General features: G+C 72.1%; 13 protein-coding genes and 1 pseudogene. 2 read left to right on the top strand and 12 right to left on the bottom strand.

Translation table 11 applies throughout. The annotated features are described in order from the left end of the window. Positions 1-56: 56 nt before the first annotated feature. The 6 genes and pseudogenes from JIX55_RS07405 to JIX55_RS07380 form a co-directional block, all read right to left on the bottom strand. Positions 57-1325, bottom strand: a complete 1269-nt coding sequence (locus JIX55_RS07405; RefSeq protein WP_257562461.1) for a glycosyltransferase — start codon at positions 1323-1325, stop codon at positions 57-59. After that, a complete protein-coding gene (locus JIX55_RS07400) occupies positions 1322-2287 on the bottom strand; it encodes a glycosyltransferase (RefSeq protein ID WP_257562460.1) in 966 nt (321 codons plus the stop codon). The genes JIX55_RS07405 and JIX55_RS07400 overlap by 4 nt, the downstream gene beginning before the upstream one ends. Further along, a complete protein-coding gene (locus tag JIX55_RS07395) occupies positions 2284-2580 on the bottom strand; it encodes an HAD hydrolase-like protein (RefSeq protein ID WP_443046390.1) in 297 nt (98 codons plus the stop codon). The genes JIX55_RS07400 and JIX55_RS07395 overlap by 4 nt, the downstream gene beginning before the upstream one ends. Further along, a pseudogene (locus JIX55_RS07390) lies at positions 2577-3675 on the bottom strand (glycosyltransferase family 2 protein). The gene JIX55_RS07395 and the pseudogene JIX55_RS07390 overlap by 4 nt, the downstream one beginning before the upstream one ends. Beyond that, positions 3672-5336, bottom strand: a complete 1665-nt coding sequence (locus JIX55_RS07385; RefSeq protein ID WP_257562459.1) for a carbamoyltransferase family protein — start codon at positions 5334-5336, stop codon at positions 3672-3674. The pseudogene JIX55_RS07390 and the gene JIX55_RS07385 overlap by 4 nt, the downstream one beginning before the upstream one ends. Positions 5337-5428: 92 nt before the next feature. Continuing rightward, positions 5429-6412 (bottom strand): NAD-dependent epimerase/dehydratase family protein, encoded by a 984-nt coding sequence (locus JIX55_RS07380; RefSeq protein WP_257562458.1) that lies wholly within the window; start codon positions 6410-6412, stop codon positions 5429-5431. A gap of 590 nt (positions 6413-7002) precedes the next feature. Between JIX55_RS07380 and JIX55_RS07375 the strand changes: the two genes are divergently transcribed. Beyond that, entirely contained in the window at positions 7003-7566 is a 564-nt protein-coding gene (locus JIX55_RS07375) for a hemerythrin domain-containing protein (RefSeq protein ID WP_257562457.1), read from the top strand. Between the two features lie 165 nt (positions 7567-7731). Here the strand turns inward: JIX55_RS07375 and JIX55_RS07370 are convergent, their stop codons facing one another. From JIX55_RS07370 to JIX55_RS07360, 3 genes are all read right to left on the bottom strand, one after another. Then, positions 7732-7902: a hypothetical protein gene (locus JIX55_RS07370; RefSeq protein ID WP_257562456.1), complete on the bottom strand. Its 171-nt coding sequence runs from the start codon at positions 7900-7902 to the stop codon at positions 7732-7734. Between the two features lie 127 nt (positions 7903-8029). Then, on the bottom strand, positions 8030-8914 hold the full coding sequence (locus tag JIX55_RS07365; protein WP_257562455.1) for an SDR family oxidoreductase: 885 nt from the start codon (positions 8912-8914) through the stop codon (positions 8030-8032). 301 nt (positions 8915-9215) lie between these two features. Further along, a complete protein-coding gene (locus JIX55_RS07360) occupies positions 9216-9902 on the bottom strand; it encodes a GAF and ANTAR domain-containing protein (protein WP_257562454.1) in 687 nt (228 codons plus the stop codon). 631 nt (positions 9903-10533) lie between these two features. On the opposite strand from JIX55_RS07360, the gene JIX55_RS07355 reads away from it, so the two are divergent. Beyond that, on the top strand, positions 10534-11691 hold the full coding sequence (locus JIX55_RS07355; RefSeq protein ID WP_257562453.1) for an aromatic acid exporter family protein: 1158 nt from the start codon (positions 10534-10536) through the stop codon (positions 11689-11691). A 65-nt stretch (positions 11692-11756) separates the two neighbouring features. On the opposite strand, the gene JIX55_RS07350 is transcribed toward JIX55_RS07355, so the two are convergent. The 3 genes from JIX55_RS07350 to JIX55_RS07340 form a co-directional block, all read right to left on the bottom strand. Continuing rightward, a complete protein-coding gene (locus JIX55_RS07350) occupies positions 11757-13253 on the bottom strand; it encodes a family 43 glycosylhydrolase (protein WP_257562452.1) in 1497 nt (498 codons plus the stop codon). Further along, the gene (locus JIX55_RS07345) at positions 13250-16540 is read right to left on the bottom strand and encodes a discoidin domain-containing protein (RefSeq protein WP_257562451.1); all 3291 of its coding nucleotides are present in this window, start codon (positions 16538-16540) and stop codon (positions 13250-13252) included. The genes JIX55_RS07350 and JIX55_RS07345 overlap by 4 nt, the downstream gene beginning before the upstream one ends. A 303-nt stretch (positions 16541-16843) precedes the next feature. Continuing rightward, on the bottom strand, positions 16844-17968 hold the full coding sequence (locus JIX55_RS07340) for a PP2C family protein-serine/threonine phosphatase (protein WP_257562450.1): 1125 nt from the start codon (positions 17966-17968) through the stop codon (positions 16844-16846). Positions 17969-18118 lie beyond the last annotated feature (150 nt).

Genomic DNA, 18118 nt, shown 5'->3' with positions numbered 1-18118 from the left:
TTCGGACCTCGGGGATTCGCGGTCACGGTGCCGTGGTCGGCGCGGTGCCGGGACTGTCAGACCACGCCGGTCATGGCGGGCCGGGCGTCGACGACCTCCTCGTACGCCGCCTCCGTCGCCGCGGCGACGCGGTCCCAGCAGTAGCGGCGCAGCACGCGTCGGCGGCCGGTCGCCCCGCAGGCCGCACGGGCCGCGGGGTCGGCGAGGAGTTCGCCCACGGCGCGCGCGAGCGCCTCCGGGTCGCGCGGCGGCACCAGCCGCCCGGTGCCGGGGTCGGCGACGGTGTCGAGCTGTCCGCCCACCGCGCTGGCGACCACGGGCCTGCCGCAGGCCATCGCCTCCAGCGGGACGATGCCGAACGGCTCGTAGTCCGCGGGGCACACCACCACGTCGGCGCCGCGCAGCAGCGGCGGCACCTCCCGGCTGGGCACCCCGCCGGTGAAGCGGACCCGGTCGGCCACCCCCGCCTCGCCGGCGAGGGCGCGCAGTCTGCGGACCTCCGGGTCGTCGTCGAGACGGTCCGCCGGGGGGCCGCCGGCCACGACCAGTTCGGCGTCGGGCAGCAGGGCGAGGGCCGCGACCGCGACGGCCGCGCCCTTGCGCGGGACCAGCCGCCCCAGCTGCAGGATCCGGTGGGGGAGGGGGCCGCGCTCCATGGCGGGGCCGATCGGGGTGAACAGGTCGGTGTCCACCCCGCAGGGCACGATCGTGACCTGACTCGCGGGCACGCCCATCCGGGCGAGTTCGTCGACCTCGTCGCGGCACGTGGCGACGATCCGATCGCAGCCGAGACCCACGTTCCGCTCCAGCGCGATGCGTGCGGGCGGGCTCGTGTCGGCGAGCCGCTGGTGCCGTCGCTTCACCGTGCCCAGCGCGTGGTACGTGTGCAGCAGCGGCAGCCCCAGCCCGCGGGCGGCACGCAGCGAGGCGACACCCGACATCCAGAAATGCGAGTGCACCACGTCCGGCGGCCGCTCCCGCCACACGCGGACCAGATGGCGTCCGAAGTCCCCCATGTACGGCAGGAGTTCGTCCTTCGGGACCTGCTCCGGCGGGCCGGCGGGCACATGGTGCACCTCCACCCCGGCGCGCATCCGCACCAGGTCGGGTGGATCCGGCGAGTCGCGGCGGGTGTACACGGTCACCTCGTGGCCCCGGTCGGCGAGAGTGCCGGCGAGCGCGGCGACGTGGACGTTCTGCCCGCCCGCGTCCACGCCTCCGAGGACGGCGAGGGGGCTCGCGTGCTCCGAGACCAGCGCGATCGACCTGGGGCGCGGACCCGGGGTGACGCCGCCGAGCCGCACGCAGGTGGGGATCGAGTTCATGAGCGCGCCTCCGTCATCACGCGCTCCCAGTCGTCCAGGAAGCGCTTGAGCCCGTAGCGTTCGAGGGCCGCCTGCCGGGCGCGCGCACCGTCGGCGGCCGCCGCCCCGGGGTCCTCCAGGTAGTTCCGTACGGCCCGCGCCAGCACCTCCGGCCGGGTGGACAGCGTGCCCGCGCCCGGCGGGACCGCCTCGGCGGCCTCGGTGGTGGCGAGGGCCACGACCGGCATGCCCAGCTGCATCGCCTCCAGCAGGGAGAGCCCGAGGGATGTCCAGCGCACCGGGTGCAGATACAGGCGGCGCTCGGCCAGGGCGGCGTGCAGCTCGCGCTGGGGCAGGTCGGCGCCGCGACAGCGGACCTCCGGCAGCCCGAGACGCGCGGCGAGCCCCCCGGTGCGCATGCCGAACACGTCCAGGGGCGCGGCGTCGGCGAAGCCGGGCAGCAGGTCCGTGCCGGTGTGACGGCCCCGCCGTACCGGCTCGTTGATCACGACGGCCGCGCGCGCGAGCCGGCCGGTGTACTGATGACCCGGGTCGACGATGCCGTGCTCGATCACCTCGGTGCGGGTGGAGCCGCAGTCCCAGAACAGCCGGTTGAAGTGGGTGACGTGAACGAGCGTCAGGTCGTCGCGGTCGGCGAACGGGTGCCGGGTGTTCGGCACGTCGCCGTCCGGGGCGTTGTGCTCCAGATGGACGGCGGGTACGTCGCGTCCCGGGCGGCGCCCGCCCAGCCATCGCTCGGCGAGCCCCAGTTCGTGCGGCCGTTGCAGGATCACCAGGTCCACCGGTGTCTCCCGCAGCTCCACGGGCGTCACCTCGCGCACCGAGGCCGGCCAGGAGAACGTACGGGCCCGGCCTCGGCCGTCCGGCCCGCGATCCGGAGTGACCGGAACGAGGTAGGTGTGAGGGCCCTGCACGAAGGCCGTGGTCCAGGAGCCGTGCACATGCCACAGCAGGATGTTCATACGGTCGCTCCTCGTTCCGTCGCGAGGCCCAGCACCAGCCGCACCGCCCCCAGCCGATCGTCGGCCACGTGGTCGGCGGCGGTGATCTCCTCATGCCGGGTGACGGGAGTCGGTACCAGCACCCCGCGCGCGCCCGCGCCACGGGCGGCGGCCAGGTCGGCGCCGATGTCACCGATGACGACGGCGTGCCGTGCCGGGACCGCGCTCCCGGCTGCTCGCGCCGTCGGCGGTGGCCGGTGGACGGGGGAGCCGAACAGCCGGGGCGCGGAACCGCGCGTCGGGACGCCGGTCATGACGGAACCCCTTCATCGAGGGTCACGCGTATCGAGGGCGCGGGCGGCCGGAACGCCGTCGTCCCCCGGTGGGTGACGTGACCGCGCAGCCGGTGCCAGGTGGCGGCGGGCGGGATGAGCACGCTGGTCAGCGCCATGGCGGCGATCTCGTCCCGGGTACGCGGCCCCGGCGTGATCCGGGCCAGCGCGAACTCGGCCGTGCCTGCCAGCCAACCGGCGGCGCAGAGGGCGGCGGCGCGTGGCCGGCCGAGGAGGGCGCAGGTCAGGGAGGCCGCGGCGAGCGCGCTCACCGTCAGATGCCCGGGCAGGCGCCCCCGTGGCGCCCCGGCCCTGTCCCACCAGTCCCGGCCCTGCCGCCGCGTCATCAGCACGTCGTCGGCGTTGCCCGCCTGCAGCCGTACGGAGATCCAGCGGTCCACCGGACGCACCGGGTGTCGCGTACGGCGGTTCCCGGCGGTCAGCGTCCAGCCGGCGCCCAGCACGCGCAGCGCTAGGTCCGCGTCCTCCCGGAAGGCCCGCCGGAAGCGCTCGTCGAAGCCGTCGACGGCCACCAGCGCCTCCCTCCGGTACGCCATGTCGGCGGTGATCCACCGGGCCGTGGCCAGCCCCGCCGTGGTCCGCTCCCAGTCCGTGGGCCGCCGCCCCGCCGGAAGCGGCACCTCGATCCGGGCGGTGACCCCGGCGCTGTCGGGCGGCGCGGCGGCCAGGTCCAGGGAGAGGTCGTCCGCCCAGGAGGGGCCGGGCACCACGTCGTCGTCCAGGAAGACGATCCAGGGCACCCGGCCGGCCGCTCGCCATCCGGTGTTGCGCGCGGCGGCCGGCCCCTCGGCGCGTCCCTTCACCAGGGTCGTGACGTCCCGCAGGGACGGGGGGATCGCCGGGTCGAGCGGCGCGCCGTCCGGCTCGGGGCGGTCGTCGACGACGACCACCCGGACCGGCATCGGTCCCTCGGTTCGGGCCAGTGCGCGCAGACACGCCCGCAGACCGGGGGCGCCCGAGCGTCGGGATCACCACGGCGTACGCGCCGCTCCCGTCACCGGAGCCGGTCCGCCGGTCCGCGAAGTGTGCGTGCCGGTGCCGGGGGAAGTCGCTCATCGGGCCGCTCCCTCGTCGCCGGTGCCGAAGAGGTCTTGTCGCCGCACCGCGTACGGGCCGATCGCCAGCAGGTCGACGGGGGAGGAGCCGAAGCACTCCAGCGCGTCCCGAGGATCGTCGACCATGGGCCGGCCCGCCGTGTTGAGGCTGGTGTTGACCACCACGGGCAGACCGGTCAGCTCCTCGAACGCGCCGAGCACGCGGGCCACCAGCGGCTCCCGGACGGCGTCCACGGTCTGGATACGGGCCGTGCCGTCGACGTGCACGACGGCGGGGATCCGCTCACGCCACTCAGGCGCCACATCATGCACGAACAGCATGTACGGACTCGGCAACGGGCCGTCGAAGATCTCCCCGGCCCGGTCGGCGAGGACCATCGGCGCGACCGGCCGGAACTGCTCACGGCCCTTGACGTCGTTGAGCCGTTCCAGATTGCCCGCGTGCCCGGGGTGGGCGAGCAGGGAGCGGTGTCCGAGCGCCCTCGGCCCGTACTCGGAGCGGCCCTGGAACCAGGCGACGATGTCGTTGTCCGCCAGCGACCGGGCCACGGTCGCGGCGATGTCCGTCGGCCGCTCGAAGGGCACGCCCGCCGTCTTCAGCCAGGCCCCCAGCTCGGCGTCCGACCAGTCCCGGCCCAGATCCGCGCCCGGCATGGGCTCCGGCTCCTCGCCCTCGGCCGCGGCGAGCAGCAGCGCGCCGCCCAGCGCGGTTCCGGCGTCACCGGCGGCCGGCTGCACCCACACCCGGGAGAAGGGGCCCTCGCGGGCGATCCGGGAGTTGGCGACACAGTTCAGGGCGACGCCTCCGGCGAGGGTCAGCGTGCTGTCGTGGGTCCTCCCGTGCAGCCAGCGCGCGAGGTCGAGCAGGGTCTCCTCCAGGACCGCCTGGGCACTGGCCGCGACATCGGCGTGCTCCCGCGTCCATGGCTCGTCCGGGCCGCGCGGCGGGCAGAGTTCGTGCCAGGGCACGCCCGTGGCGCGGAACCCGCCGTCGCCGGTGGGGTGCACATGGCGGCGCAGCTCGGACAGCATGCGCGGGGTGCCGTGCGAGGCGAGGGCCATCACCTTGAACTCGTCGGAGGAGCGCAGGAATCCCAGGTGCTCGGTCAGCTCCTCGTACACCAGCCCGAGGGAATGGGGCAGTTCCTGCGCGTACAGGGGTTCCAGCCGGTCGCCGACGCGCCGCGCGGCCAGGTGCGAGGCGCGTTCGCCGCGGCCGTCCAGCACCAGCACGGAGGAGTCCCCGGCATCCGGCGCGGCGAACGCGCCCGACGCGGCGTGGGCCATGTGGTGCGGTACGAAGCGGACGATGCCGGGGTCGAGCCCGGGCAGGGCCGCCCTGAGGAAGCCGGGGGCCTCCCGCGCGTACGTCTGCCGCAGGTGGTCCCACGGGTCGTCGAGGCCCATGTCCTGTGCCGGCCGGGCGAGTCGCGGGTCGTAGGAGTAGGTGACCGCGTCGAGGTCCTGGGGGCGCAGACCGGCCCGGGTCAGGCACCAGGCGGCGGCCTTCTCCGGCAGCTCCCAGGCGGCGAACGGCACCGGTCGTTTCCCGTGCTTGCGCCGGGAGAACCGCTCCTCCTCGGCGGCTACGACGGTGCGCCCGTCGATCAGGAGCGCGGCGGCCGGGTCGTGGAACAGCGCGTTGATTCCGAGAATACGCATCAGGGGCGGAACCTTTCGGCGAGAGGGATGACGCCGGTGCCGGGCGCGCGAGGGCCGACGGGCGATCCGGTGCCGGGCAGGCGGGCCGGGGATCAGCGAGGCGGGGGCGCCGCCGCGTTCTCCGCCTCGGCGCGGAACCAGGCGATCGTGCGGCGCAGCCCTTCCACGGGCATCACCCGCGGTTCCCAGCCGAGCTTGTCGTGGGCCAGGGTGATGTCCGGACAGCGCAACGCCGGGTCGTCGGTGGGGCGTTCGATGAAGCGGATCTCGGAGTCGGAGCCGGTGAGGACGATGACCAGGCGGGCCAGGTCGAGCATGCTGATCTCGCCGGGATTGCCGATGTTCACGGGGCCGCGCATGCTGTGGGCCGCCGCCGCGAGCACACCGTGCACGGTGTCGTCGACGTAGCACAGCGAGCGGGTCTGCCGCCCGTCCCCGGTGACCGTGAGGGGCTCGCCGGCGAGCGCCTGCCGGACGAACGTCGGTACGGCGCGGCCGTCGTGTCCGCGCATCCGTGGCCCGTAGGTGTTGAACAGGCGCACGATCGCGGTGTCGGTGCCTTTGGACTCGGCGTGGGCGGTGGTCAGCGCCTCGCCGAAACGCTTGGCCTCGTCGTACACACTCCGTGGCCCGACGGGGTTCACATGGCCCCAGTAGCGTTCGTCCTGCGGATTCTGCTGGGGATCGCCGTACACCTCCGAGGTGGAGGCGAGGAGGAAGCGGGCTCCGGACGCGTGGGCGAGCTCCAGGGCGTGACGTGTGCCCAGGCTGCCGGTGTCCATCGTGTGCAGGGGCAGCCGGAGATAGTCGGCGGGCGACGCGGGGGACGCGAAGTGCAGGACCAGGTCGGGGGGCCGCTCGACCGGGATCCCCTCCGTGACATCGGCCCGCAGCACGGTGAATCCGGGACGGTCCAGGAGCGCGGCGACGTTCTCGAGACGGCCGGTACTGAGGTCGTCGACGCAGGTGACGTCGACACCCGAGGCCAGCAGTTCCGTACACAGGTGGGAACCGACGAAACCCGCGCCGCCGGTGACGACTGCGTGCTGCCACTTCGCTGAGAAGGCGGTGGTCATGGCGATCTCCTCCGTACGCGACGACGGCGTCTCACCTTCCGGGCGTGCCGGCATCACGGCGCGCCGCTTCAGGCGGCTCACGGGGATCAGCGGTCCGGCGCGGGTGGCGGGGCAACGGTCACCACGACGCTGTGGTGCGGGCCCCGGGGCGTGGTCGCCCCGCGCGGGACGGGCGAACGCCAGAGCTAGGCGGAGCCCCGGCGCGGTCCCCCCGACATCGGAACGGTGGCTGGATGCGCACCGCCGGCGGAGGACGCCCGAGAAACGAGTTTCACATGCGCCGGTCTCGCTCGCGACCGGTGAGGCTCCGCGACCCCCGGTCACCGGGATGCCGCCGTCGCGGAACGGGCGAGCGGCGTGGCTGGGCCGTTCGTGGGTACTTGGGATCGCGTCCGACGACACCGGCCGGGAACCAGCGGCGAGGAATCCGCGCAGGCCACGGGAGCGGCGGTGACCTCGGGCGGCAGATCCGGCCGGCCGGCCCTCCGCGCCGTCAATGCCTCGCATACGCGTACGGAGGCGTTTCACTGACCCCCGCAAGGGACCCCGCCGGGACGGACGGCCGGGAACAGCGGGAAAGGAGCAAGGACATGGGACACGGCGGAGACGTCATCGCCGAACTGACCACGGACCACGAGGAAGTGGAGGAGATGTTCGGCGAGATCGAGGCACTGCCCTCCGGTGACCCCCGGCGCAAGCAGTACGCGGACAAGGTCACCATCGAACTGGTGCGTCACTCGGTCGCCGAGGAGGCCTGCCTGTATCCGGCGGTCCGCGAGCACATGACGGACGGTGACATGGTCGCCGACCGGGAACTCGAGGACCACGCCGAGGCCGAGCGCACGATGAAGGACCTGGAGCGGTGCGAGGCCGACGACCCCGAGTTCGACCAGCTGATCACCCAGCTCATGACCGTGATCCGGGCGCACATCCAGGACGAGGAGAGCAACCTCTTCCCCCGGCTGCGCGAGTCCTGTTCGGCGGACGTCCTGAACGGCCTCGGCGAGAAGGTCCGCACGGCCAAGAAGACGGCGCCGACCCGGCCCCACCCGGCGGCGCCGGACACCCCTCCGGCCAACAAACTTCTCGCCCCCGGCATGGGCCTCGTCGACCGGATGCGCGACGCGCTGACCGGCCGCGGAAAGGGCGACTGAGAACCGGCCGTGGAATGGACGACTGAGACCCGTAACGGCTACGCGACCCGTAACGGCTACGCGTGAGGCCGCGGCGAAAGGCCGGCGGCGACAGGCGCGCCTGTCCCCGCCGGCCTTTCGCGGTCCCGTCGCCGGCCTTCCCGGCCCCGTCCGCGGAGCGGGAGGTCAGTCGTCACCCCTGACGATGGTCGGTTCCGCCTCGGCCTCCGGTGTCCGGCGGCCCTCCCTGCCCGGGAGGGCGGGAAGGCATGTGCGCACGCCCTTCCCGCGCCGGCGCCGGGCCTTGGCCCAGCCGCTCTCGCGGACGACGAGTTTCTCGACGGTGTGCGTGCCCACGACGCCTCATCTTCTTTCCGATCCGGGGCCGATTCTTTCCGATCCGGGGTCGGCCGTAGCCCTTCGAGGTGTGCGCCCACGAGTTCCCAGCGGCGGAGAGCCCAAACCGGGGCCGCGCAGCCGGTCCTCAGGGCAGGGGCGTGCCGCCGGTGGCGTTGAGGATCTCCGCCGTGATGAAACTCGCCCGGTCGGAGGCGAGGAACACATAGGCGGGTGCCATTTCGGCGGGCTGGGCGGGCCGTCCGAGCGGTGCCTGCTTGCCGAACTCCTTCGTGTCCGGCAGCGTCGCCGGGATCAGCGGTGTCCATACGGGCCCGGGCGCCACCGCGTTGACGCGGATACCGTCCGAGGCGACCATCTGCGCCAGCCCCTGGGTGAACGTGACGATCGCGCCCTTGGTCATGGCGTAGTCGAGGAGGTGCGGACTGGGCTTGTACGCCTGCACGGAGGTGGAGTTGATGACGGACCCGCCCGCCGGGATGTGCGGCAGGGCCATCCTGCACAGCCAGAACATGCCGTAGAGGTTCGTCCGCACGACCCGGTCGAACTGCTCCGTCGAGATGGCCTGGATGCCGTCGGGCTGGGACATCTGGTAGGCGGCGTTGTTGATCAGCACGTCGATCCGGCCGAATTCGGCGACCGCCCGTTCGATCAGGGCACGGCACTGTTCCTCGTCGCGCACGTCGCACGGGACGGCGACCGCCTTCCGCCCGGCGTCCTCGACGAGCCGGGCCGTCTCCCTGGCGTCCTCCGCCTCCTCCGGCAGATGGGTGAACAGGACGTCCGCGCCCTCCCGGGCGTACGCCAGCGCCACCGCGCGGCCGATCCCGGAGTCCCCGCCGGTCAGGACCGTCCCGCGGTCCTTGAGCAGCCCGCTGCCACGGTAGGAGTCCTCCCCGTGGTCGGGCGGCGGGTCCATGGGGCCGGTCCAGCCGGGATGCTCCTGGTCCTGCCGTGGAAAGTCCGGCCGGGGATGCCGCTCGACCGGGTTCTGCCGCTCGTCGTCGCTCATGAGCACAGTCCTTCGTCGCGTGGGTGCGTAGGGCGGCGGTCTCCGCGGGTGTCCGCACGGATCCCGCGCCCGCGCCGAGTGCCCCGCCAGACGGTGTCCATAACGTGGGCCCGGCGTACGACCCGCTGCGGGCACCCGCACTGACCTGCTGTTCCGCGGCCGTCGGGCTTGGGAGGTGTGGCGCGGCGGGGCGGGGGGACTTGGTGTGCAGGTCGGGTTCGGCGGCGTTCCCCTGGGGGCCGGCCCGGCCAGGCTTCTCTGGTTCTGACAACGTGCCGGAGGAGCCGTCCTCCCGAGGTCGTCAGAGGCTGCCCTGTTCGCAGACGCGGCGGGCGACCTCGCGGAGCTTGATGTTGTTCTCCTGCGAGTAGCGGCGCAGCACGTCGAACGCCTCCGCCTCGGTGAGGTGGTGGCTGCCCATGAGAATGCCCATGGCCTCGCCGATCACATGGCGGGTGGTGATGGCCCGCTCCAGCTGGGCGTGGGTCCGGGCGCTGGAGAAGGCGACCGCCGCGTGGGAGGCGAGCAGGCATCCGGCCAGCTCGCTGACCTCGGTGAACACGCCGGGCTTGTGGGAGTAGAGGTTGAGGGCGCCGAGGTGTTCGTCCTCGGTGAACAGCAGGAAACCCATCACGCCGCCGATGCCGAGCCGACGGGCTCGCGGGGCGTAGGCGGGCCAGCGCGGCGGCTCGTCGGTGAGGTCGGCGATGCGGAAGACCCGCTCGCCCCGCGAGCTGACAGCGGCATCGAAGCAGGGCCCTTCGCCCAGCCGCTCCTGCAGCCGGTCGCTGTCGACGACCAGCTGGTCGGTGGGGGCCAGCGTCTCCACCTTCGTGCCGTGCAGCACGAGAATGCCGGCCGCGTCACAGCCCTCCACCAGTTCGGTGGCCGAGGCGGTGATCCGTTCCAGCGTGGCCTCGACCGAATGCCGTGCCAGAAGATCCCGCGCCAACGACGCCATCTGCTGTGCGAACCGGTCCCAGTCCACACCGTCCTCCGCTTCACACCGTCCGAGCAGGCCTTCTACTCAGCCTCGCACGCAAGCGCCGTGGAGGCGGCCGCGGCAGCCGCCTCCACGGGGCCTCGACGGCGCGTCCGCCGCCGTCGTGGCGTACGGAGTCCTCCGCCGGTGGAGCGGGTCACCGGGTGCCGACGATTCCGCCGGTCACGGCGATGACCTCGCCGACCGTGGGCGCGGACGCCGCGCCCGGCCGGATGCGGGGCGATGGATTTCGTCAGGGTGATGAGCGCGGCCTTGGCCGCCGCGTAGTCGATCATGGTCGTGTCCGGGCGGGCCGGTACCGGCCCGCCCGGTGGTGCGGCGCGGTGCGCTTGTCGGCCTCCAGGCCGGGCCGCCGTTGTTCGTCCGAGTCGTAGGGCGGGGCGGGTTCGGCGGTGACCTGCGGTTCGGGCTGTTCGTGCGGGGACTGCAGGGTTTGCCTTCCGCCGGTGCTCTCCACGGCCGGGCGCGCCGGTGCGTGCCGTGCCGTGCTTGCGCGCCTCGCGTGCCGACCCTGAAGGCGGCCAGGCCCCGCACTACGACGGGCCGTCGCGGTACGGGCGCCGTGAAGTCGCGGCCGGCGGGTGCGTCTCGTCCCCGGTGTGGCACTTGGTGTGTCATGGAGTGGACTGGCAGGGCGGTACGGGCGGTTCGGCGGCGCGGTGGGGCCGCCGCGCAGACGGTGCGGCGGGCGTGGGCGGGGCCGGGCCGTGAGCGGGATCTGGTCGCGCAGGCCGGCAAGGCGGCACTGGCGGCCTGGGTGGCGTGGGCGGTGGCGGGCTGGTGGCTCGCGGCGCCGATGGCGTTCGTGGCGCCCTGGGTGGCCGTCGTACTGGTGGAGTCGACCGTGTACCGGTCGATCGCGCACGGGCTGCAGCAGGTCGCGGCGATCGCCGTGGGCACGGTGTGGGCGACGGCGGTGGCGCTGGTGCTGGACAGCCCGATGGTCACGATGGCCCTGGTCCTGCCGACGGTGCTGCTGCTGGGGCAGTGGCAGCGCCTGGGCAGCCAGGGTGTCTACGCCGCCACCGGCGCGCTCTTCGTGCTGACCAGCGGGCAGATCACCGTCGCCGCGTCAGCCGCCCGTATCGCGGAGGCGGTCTTCGGCGCGGTGGTCGGCGTCGCGGTCAACGCGCTGATCCGGCCTCCGGTGTACCTGCGCGACACCCGCTCCGCGCTGGCCGACGCCGCCCGTGAGGCCCAGGAGATCCTGGACGCGGTGGCCGACGGGCTGGCCGCCGGAGAGTGGGAAGCGCGCGAGGCCGGGGACTGGCACGAGCGCGCACTGCGGCTGGGCCGTCTGGTCGACCAGGCCCGGTCGGCGATCGGCTGGAGCCGGGAAAGCATGCGCGTCAACCCCCGGGGCCGCCGCAGGCACGCCGTCGCCCCGCCCGGCAAGGTGTACACCGACGCGCTGGCCGTGCTCGACTACGTCGCCGTCCACACCTCGGGCGTGACCCGAACGGTGTGGGAGAGCGCCGACCACAGCGGGAAGGCGGCCCGGCCGACCGCCGCCATCGCCCATCCGTACGCGACCTTCCTGCGCCACACCGCACGCGCCATCCGGCTCTACAGCCGGACCCGATTCGCCCCGAGCGGCCACGACGACTCCGCCGCGCGGGAACTCCGCGAGGCCGTCGGGGAACTCCACCGCACGCTCGACGCATTCCGCCGACAGCTACCGGGCGCCGTCGCGGACGACCCCGACGCGCTGATGACCTACGGAACGCTGCTGGCCCAGGCCCATCGCCTGGCCGATCAACTGGTCCAGGACTGACACCCGCTCCACGCCGGACCGGGTCCGCCGTGGTCGGGCAGGTCGGGCGGGCAGATGCGTTCGCGCTACTCGCCCGACGGTGCGGTCAGGGTGACGCCGAGCGGTACCGGGGTGCCGAAGTCCGGGGTGCCGTCCGCGTTCCACGTGAACTTCTGGGCCCTGGTCGATCGGTTCATGTCGCAGCCGCCGGACGCGGAGCTGTTGGCGTGGTAGACCATCCAGTCCTCGGTCCCGTCGGGCGACTTGAAGAAGCCGTTGTGGCCGGGGCCGTACACGCCATTGGCGTTGGACCGCTGGAAGACCGGGTTCGGTGACTTGACCCAGGAGGAGGAGTTCAGCGGGTCGCCGCCGTTGTACGTCAGCATCCCCAGCTTGTAGTCGGGCGTCGAGCAGTGGCTGGCGGAGTAGATGATGAACGTCTTGCCACCCCGCTGGAGCACCTCGGCGCCCTCGTTGACCGCGCCGCCCACCGTCTCCCAGCTGTAGGTCGGGGTGGAGAGCACCCGGCGGGTGCCGCTCGCGGTCCACGGGTTCGACAGCGGCCGGATGAACATGGGCTGGGAGCCGTTGTAGTACGTGCCGAGAAGGTAGAGCTTGCCATCGAGTTGGAGGATGCCCGGGTCGAGCTCCCAGGTGTTGTCCTGGGTCGGGTCGAGCAGGTCGGCCTTGAAGGTGTAGGGGCCCATCGGGTCCAGGCCGGCGCTCTCCAGGACGTGGATGCGCTGGGTGCCCAGGTCGTACGGCTCCCGGCCGGCCGTGTAGTAGAAGTACCACCGCTTCCCGTTGGGGCCGTCGAGCAGATGGAACTCCGGGGCCCACATCGTGCCGGCCCCGTTGGGCCGGGTCAGGTTGAAGATCACCTGGTCGGTCGCGGTGGCGAGCCCGGCGAGCGTGCCGGCCTTGCGCATGGTGATCGTCGAGTTCCAGGTCGTGGTGGCGAGGTAGTAGAAGCCTTCGTGGTACGTCAGCCACGGGTCGGGGCCGCGCTGGGCCAGCGGGTTGGTGAACGTCTTCGGGGCCGTGCCGTCACCGGTGAAGCCGGGCAGCCGCCACACCCTGCCGTTCACCGTCGCGCACGGCAGTTGCACCAGGTTGGTGTTCGAGGCCGACGAACCGCCGCTCGGCGTGACGCACTTGCCGGAGCCGACGGAGACCAGGTTGAAGGTCTTGTCCGTGCCGCCGGCCGGCACCGGGACGAGCCGCCACCGCTGGTTGGTCGCGCCGTGGCAGGGCCACTGGATGATCGCGGCGTTGTCCGCCGTGGAGGCGCCGTGGACATCGACGCACTGCCCGGACCGGGTGGTGATCGTGTAGGTGTCGGTCGTCCCCGCGACCGGCGCGAAGCCCAGGCTCTGGTTCGCCCCGCCGCCGCAGGCGAAGGCCCGCAGCTGCGCTCCGTCGGCCGTCGAACCGCCCGGCAGATCCAGGCAGTTGCCGCCGTTCTGGTTCACCCCCGTCGAGGTGAAGGCGACGGCGGCGGCAGCGGGTTGCGGCGCCACCAGGAAGGCGACCGCCATGGTGAGGGCGGCGATGAACGCGGACAGGCATCTGGAACGAGTCACGGTCCGTACACCTTTGCTTCGAGGAGTCCGACGGAGTTCGTGCCGTTGCCGGTGAGCAGCACACGCAGTCGTGTGGTGCTCGTGGCGTTGAAAGCGACGGTGTTGTACTGGTTCTTGGCCAGCGGATAGGCCCCGGCGCCCGGCACGTCGACGTACGCGGCGCCGTTCCAGTACTGGAGCTTCCACGAGGCGGGCATGTCGATGCCCTGGTCGTCGTCGAAGAAGTACACCTCGGCCCTGTCGAGGGTCTTCGCCGCCGGCCAGGTCAGCTCGGCCCACTGCTGCCCCGTCTCCGGCCAGGTTCCCCAGCGCGGATTCACGGTGTCGTTGGACGACGGCGGGTCGATCCCGTCGTTGACGGCGGTGACGCTCTCCCAGGAGGAGGTGTACGACGCGGACGCCGTCGCCGACGACGCCAGGTTGGCCGGTGGCTGGACACCGCCCCGGTCGAACACCTTGACCTCGGTGAGGCCCGTCTTCGCGCCGGAGGCGTTGGTGGCCAGGACCCGGATGCGCTGGGCGCTGATCGACGGGAACCGCACCCGGTTGTAGTTGGCCCGAGGCGCCGCCGGGCTCTTCGTCTGGTCGGGGGCGTTCACCCATGAACTGCCGTTGTGGTACTGGATGGTGTACGCGGACGGGGCTCGGTAGGTGCTGTTCGCCGGGCGGCTGTCCTTGAAGTGCAGGCGGACCTCGTTGAGTGTGCGGGTGGTGCCGAAGTTCAGCTCGTACCAGTCCTGGCTGTTGGCGGAGCCGCCCGCGCCCCAGAACGGTTCGTTGGTGGGGTAGCCGTCGACCGCGCCGGAGACGTTGCCGCCGGAGCCGGTGTGGGAGGCGGACACGGTCGCGCCGGCGGCGAGGTTGGTGAGGTCGGCGGTCAGGTCGACGCCGGCCTTGGCGAGCATGTCGACCAGCTGGGGGCTGTCCTGCACCACCTGGTTGGGGGCCTTCAGCCCGGCCACGGCGGTGTGGTGGGTGACCGTGCCGCTCGTGGTGACGTCACCGGTGGCCGGGTCCCATGTGAAGGGCACCAGGGAGCTGACGGTGGCGGCCCGGCTGCCGTTGACGTAGATCGAGTAGCCCTCCGGGATTCCCGGGTAGCGCACCACGCCGTCGGACGGGTCGTCCCAGACGACGGACAGGTCGGCGCCCCGGTAGCGGAGGTTGTTGACGGTGAAGTGGCTCCAGCCGATGTCGATCGGGGAGAGCTCGACCTTGGCGTCGTTGCGCGGCCGCAGCCCCGCCACGTCCTCGATGACGGTCCAGTTGCTGCTGCCGAGGATGTTGTGGTGGATCCAGGAGCGGTAGTCGATCGAGCTGCCGTTCCAGTCCGCCCAGAACTCGTTGGCGTCGGGCCACTGGGTGTTGCCGCCGATGTACTGCGCCCAGGTGTTCCAGTACAGGAGCTTCTTGTAGTCGGTCGCGCTCATCCAGGAGTTGGGGTAGTTGCGCAGCACCGACGAGTACAGCCGGAACTGCACGGTCGAGTTGATGGTGGAGAAGTTGTTGGAGCCCGGGTTGCCCGCGTCGGCCGCCGCCTTCTTGTCGACCTGGTTGGCCGTGTAGAAGGGGAAGACCGGGTACTGGGCCGGGTCGTCGTACAGCCGCAGGGCCTGCCGGTAGGTCGCGGTGTCGGGGACGGCGCCGACCGAGAACGGGTAGTAGTTGTTGATCTCCTTCCAGGGCACCCACTCGTTCGTCGACTTCAACCGGTGCTCGAACAGCTGCCGGTTCGGGTTCCACAGCACGTTGACGATCGCGTCCTTGATCTGCGTCGCGAGCGTGCGCATCTCGGTGGCCTTGGCCGTGTTGCCGATCGCCTCGTAGGCCTGGGCGGCGGCCAGCGCGCCGCTGTACTGGTAGGCGGACTCGGCGCGGTCCATGGTGCCCGGCTTCCAGTGGAAGGAGACCGCGTCGGCGTCGTTGCCGGTCAGGGCGCCCCAGTCGTACTCGATGAGCTTGTTGCCGTCGTGGTCGTAGTGCGCGAGCTGTCCCTTGACGTCGCCCTCGGCGTAACGCGCCAGGTTGGCGGCGATGCCCGGCTGGCCGCCGTGGATCTGGTAGCTCTTCCAGGCCGCCTCGGCAATGTACTGGGTGTAGCTGTTGGACCAGTTCTCCGGGTCACCCGGGTTGTCGAGGAAGCGTCCGCCCTTGGAGGTCTGGCCGACGCTCAGCCAGTCCCCGTACGCGTAGGCCGGGTTCCGCAGGTACTTGAGATCGTCGATGTGCATCGGCTGGGTGAGCGCGATCGCGTTGTTGTAGCCGAGTACGCCCTCGGTGGAGGTGGGGAACTGGAAGGTCTGCCCGGGGATGTCCGCGTCGAGGCTGTTGAAGCGCATCAGCCACCAGCGGTAGTAGATGTTCTTCTTGATCGCCGGTTCCGGTACGTCGATGTACGGCACGTTCTGCGCCCACCACAGGTTGTAGGCCTTGACGTGGATGGCGAACGCGGTGGCGTTGGAGTAGCCGGCATAGGCGTTGTACTCGGTGAGCGACTGCGGGATCTCGTCGGTGACGAAGCCCATGACCACCTTGGCGGTCACGGTGGCCCCGGCCGCGATCGTCACGGACCGGTTGAGGCCGCCGTTGGAGACGCCGAAGCCGTCTCCGGTGAGGCGCGGGCGGATGGTGGTCAGGTTGTTGTAGGCGTTGACCTGGCCGGTCAGCTCGCCGCCGGTGCCCGTCGTGGCGTACGGGGAGGTCGCCCGTAACTGCAGCGTGGTCGAAGCGCTGCCGTTGTTCTTGATCGACAGGTTGGTCACGGCGACGTTGTTGTCGGTGATGAACTTGGTCTGGTCGACCGTGATCGAGCCGCTGGTGTGCACGCTCTTCCAGTGGCTGGGGGTCTGCCGCCGCTGGGCGACCTGTTCGGTGAAGGTGCCCGGGGTGATCGCGACGGTGTAGGCGTTGCTGTCGTTGATGCTCTCCCAGTAGGCGGCCTTGCCGCCGAAACCGAGCTGGGAGGGTGTGTGCTCCTTCATGAAGAGCGCCCGGCCGCGGCTCATCAGCCAGGGTCCGGCGGGGTCGTTGCCGGTGCGGGCCAGCAGGCGGTCCATCCAGAAGTCGGTTCCCGAGCTCTCCGCGTCGTAGACGGCCTTCATCATGTCGCCCGGTGTGTGGGCGACGGGCGGTGCCGGGATCGCGGGCCCGCCGAAGGTGGGGAACCCGATGGTCTGCGCCGCGCCGGCCGGGGGAGCGGCGACGACGGAACAGACGCCGAGCGCCAGGGCGACGAGGAGACACCCCGTGCGCCGGTGTCGTGCCAGGAGGACGTGCGGTCTTCTCATCGGATGCTCCCTGTCCCGTTGACAACAAGCGTTCGCTCGCGATGGCGCCGGTGTTCGTGACCCGAGGAGTGCGCTGAAACGACCTAAAAGGTTTTCGCAACGTAGGAGCGGGCTGTTGAGGTGTCAAGGGAGGCGGGCGGGACGCGAGTTCGGGGACCGAGCGGTTCAGGACAGTGCGGGGGGCGCCCACGTGGCCCTCGTGGCGTCCCTTTGAACTCCGGGGCGATCGCGACGTCCGCCCCGGCCCTCGGAAATCCTTTTCGGTTCATTTCCGGGTGCTCGCCGAGACCACGGCCGTCGTGTTCACAGACGCGGTGACCGGCGGACCGTCAGGACGGCGACGTCGTCGTGCCGGCCGCCGCTGCCCGCGTACGCGAGGGCGTCCTCGTACAGGACCCGGGGCAGGTCGGTCGGGGAGAGGTCGAGGTGTTCGGCCAGGCGTTCGTCGACCGGGTAGAACGTGCCGTCGGCGGCGCGGGTCTCGGTGAGGCCGTCCGTGCTGAGCAGCAGCGTCGCGCCGTCCGGGAACGGGAACCAGCCCACGGTCGTGGGTTCGAGGGCGAGTTCGGCGAGCCCGAGCGGGACGCCGGGGTCCAGCGTGGCCGTGGTGACGGTGCCCTCGTGCAGCACATGCGGCAGGATGTGCCCGCAGTTGACGGCCTGCGCTTCCTCGGTCAACGCGTCGATGCCGAGGACGAGGGCGGTGACGAAGCGTTCGTCGTCGCCGGTGTGTTCGGCGTAGGAGTTGTGGCGGACGACGGCGGCGTCCAGGGCGTCGACGAGCGCCGTGAGCGTGGACTCGCGGTGGGCCGCCTCACGGAAGGCACCGATGACGGCGAACGCGGTGCCCACGGCGGCCAGTCCCTTGCCCTGGACGTCTCCGATCAGCACCCGGGTCCCCCAGGGCGAGGCGACGACGTCGTAGATGTCGCCGCCGACGAGCCGGTCCTCCTGGAGAGGTTCGTAGACGCCGTTGACCAGCACGTCGTCGGTGAGGAGCGGGAGGGGGTGCAGGATGTGCCGCTGCATGGCCGCGGCCGTGGAGCGCAGCCGCAGCATCTCGTGCTCGCGCCTGATCCGCCGGCGACAGGCGTACACCGAGGCCACACCCAGGGCGAGGGTGATCAGGACCAGCAGGAGCCGGTCGAGCCACCGGTCCGCGTCGGCGTTCCGCACCACCGCGGTGGCCGTGACGACCAGCGTGGTCCACGCGGCGACGAACGCCGTCTGCCGGACCGTGCACAGCGCCGACGCCGTCCCCGGCAGGAACACCAGCAGCCCGAGGAGCCACACCTCGGACCCGGACAGCACCCCGAGGGCCTCCACCAGGGCCGTCACCGCCAGCACGCCGAGGACCAGTGCGGCGTTGCCCGGAGGCTCGATGGCCTCGAACGCCTCGACGGGTCTCTTCCGGCGGCTACCGGCCATACGAACTCCCGGGCAGATCGTGATCTCCCCGTACGGTAAGCCGGGCTCCTCTACGTGCGAGAACCGCCCCGCCGAATCGACCTTGCGATGGGCTGCCGAGCGGACCCGCCGGGGGGTTTGCCGAGCCCGTGCGGATCCGCCGGGGGTCTG

Source organism: Streptomyces sp. DSM 40750, assembly GCF_024612035.1.
In the GTDB taxonomy this organism is placed as follows: Bacteria; Actinomycetota; Actinomycetes; order Streptomycetales; family Streptomycetaceae; genus Streptomyces.
Note: the sequence above shows the minus strand (reverse complement) of the source record. Positions and strands in the feature narration are given on the sequence as shown.

What these genes read in the sequence shown, in the direction of transcription:
- JIX55_RS07405 (WP_257562461.1), bottom strand. Translation starts at nt 1,325, where the DNA reads ATGAACTCGATCCCCACCTGCGTGCGGCTCGGCGGCGTCACCCCGGGT.
- JIX55_RS07400 (WP_257562460.1), bottom strand. Translation starts at nt 2,287, where the DNA reads ATGAACATCCTGCTGTGGCATGTGCACGGCTCCTGGACCACGGCCTTC.
- JIX55_RS07395 (WP_443046390.1), bottom strand. Translation starts at nt 2,580, where the DNA reads ATGACCGGCGTCCCGACGCGCGGTTCCGCGCCCCGGCTGTTCGGCTCC.
- JIX55_RS07385 (WP_257562459.1), bottom strand. Translation starts at nt 5,336, where the DNA reads ATGCGTATTCTCGGAATCAACGCGCTGTTCCACGACCCGGCCGCCGCG.
- JIX55_RS07380 (WP_257562458.1), bottom strand. Translation starts at nt 6,412, where the DNA reads ATGACCACCGCCTTCTCAGCGAAGTGGCAGCACGCAGTCGTCACCGGC.
- JIX55_RS07375 (WP_257562457.1), top strand. Translation starts at nt 7,003, where the DNA reads ATGGGACACGGCGGAGACGTCATCGCCGAACTGACCACGGACCACGAG.
- JIX55_RS07365 (WP_257562455.1), bottom strand. Translation starts at nt 8,914, where the DNA reads ATGAGCGACGACGAGCGGCAGAACCCGGTCGAGCGGCATCCCCGGCCG.
- JIX55_RS07355 (WP_257562453.1), top strand. Translation starts at nt 10,534, where the DNA reads ATGGAGTGGACTGGCAGGGCGGTACGGGCGGTTCGGCGGCGCGGTGGG.
- JIX55_RS07345 (WP_257562451.1), bottom strand. Translation starts at nt 16,540, where the DNA reads ATGAGAAGACCGCACGTCCTCCTGGCACGACACCGGCGCACGGGGTGT.
- JIX55_RS07340 (WP_257562450.1), bottom strand. Translation starts at nt 17,968, where the DNA reads ATGGCCGGTAGCCGCCGGAAGAGACCCGTCGAGGCGTTCGAGGCCATC.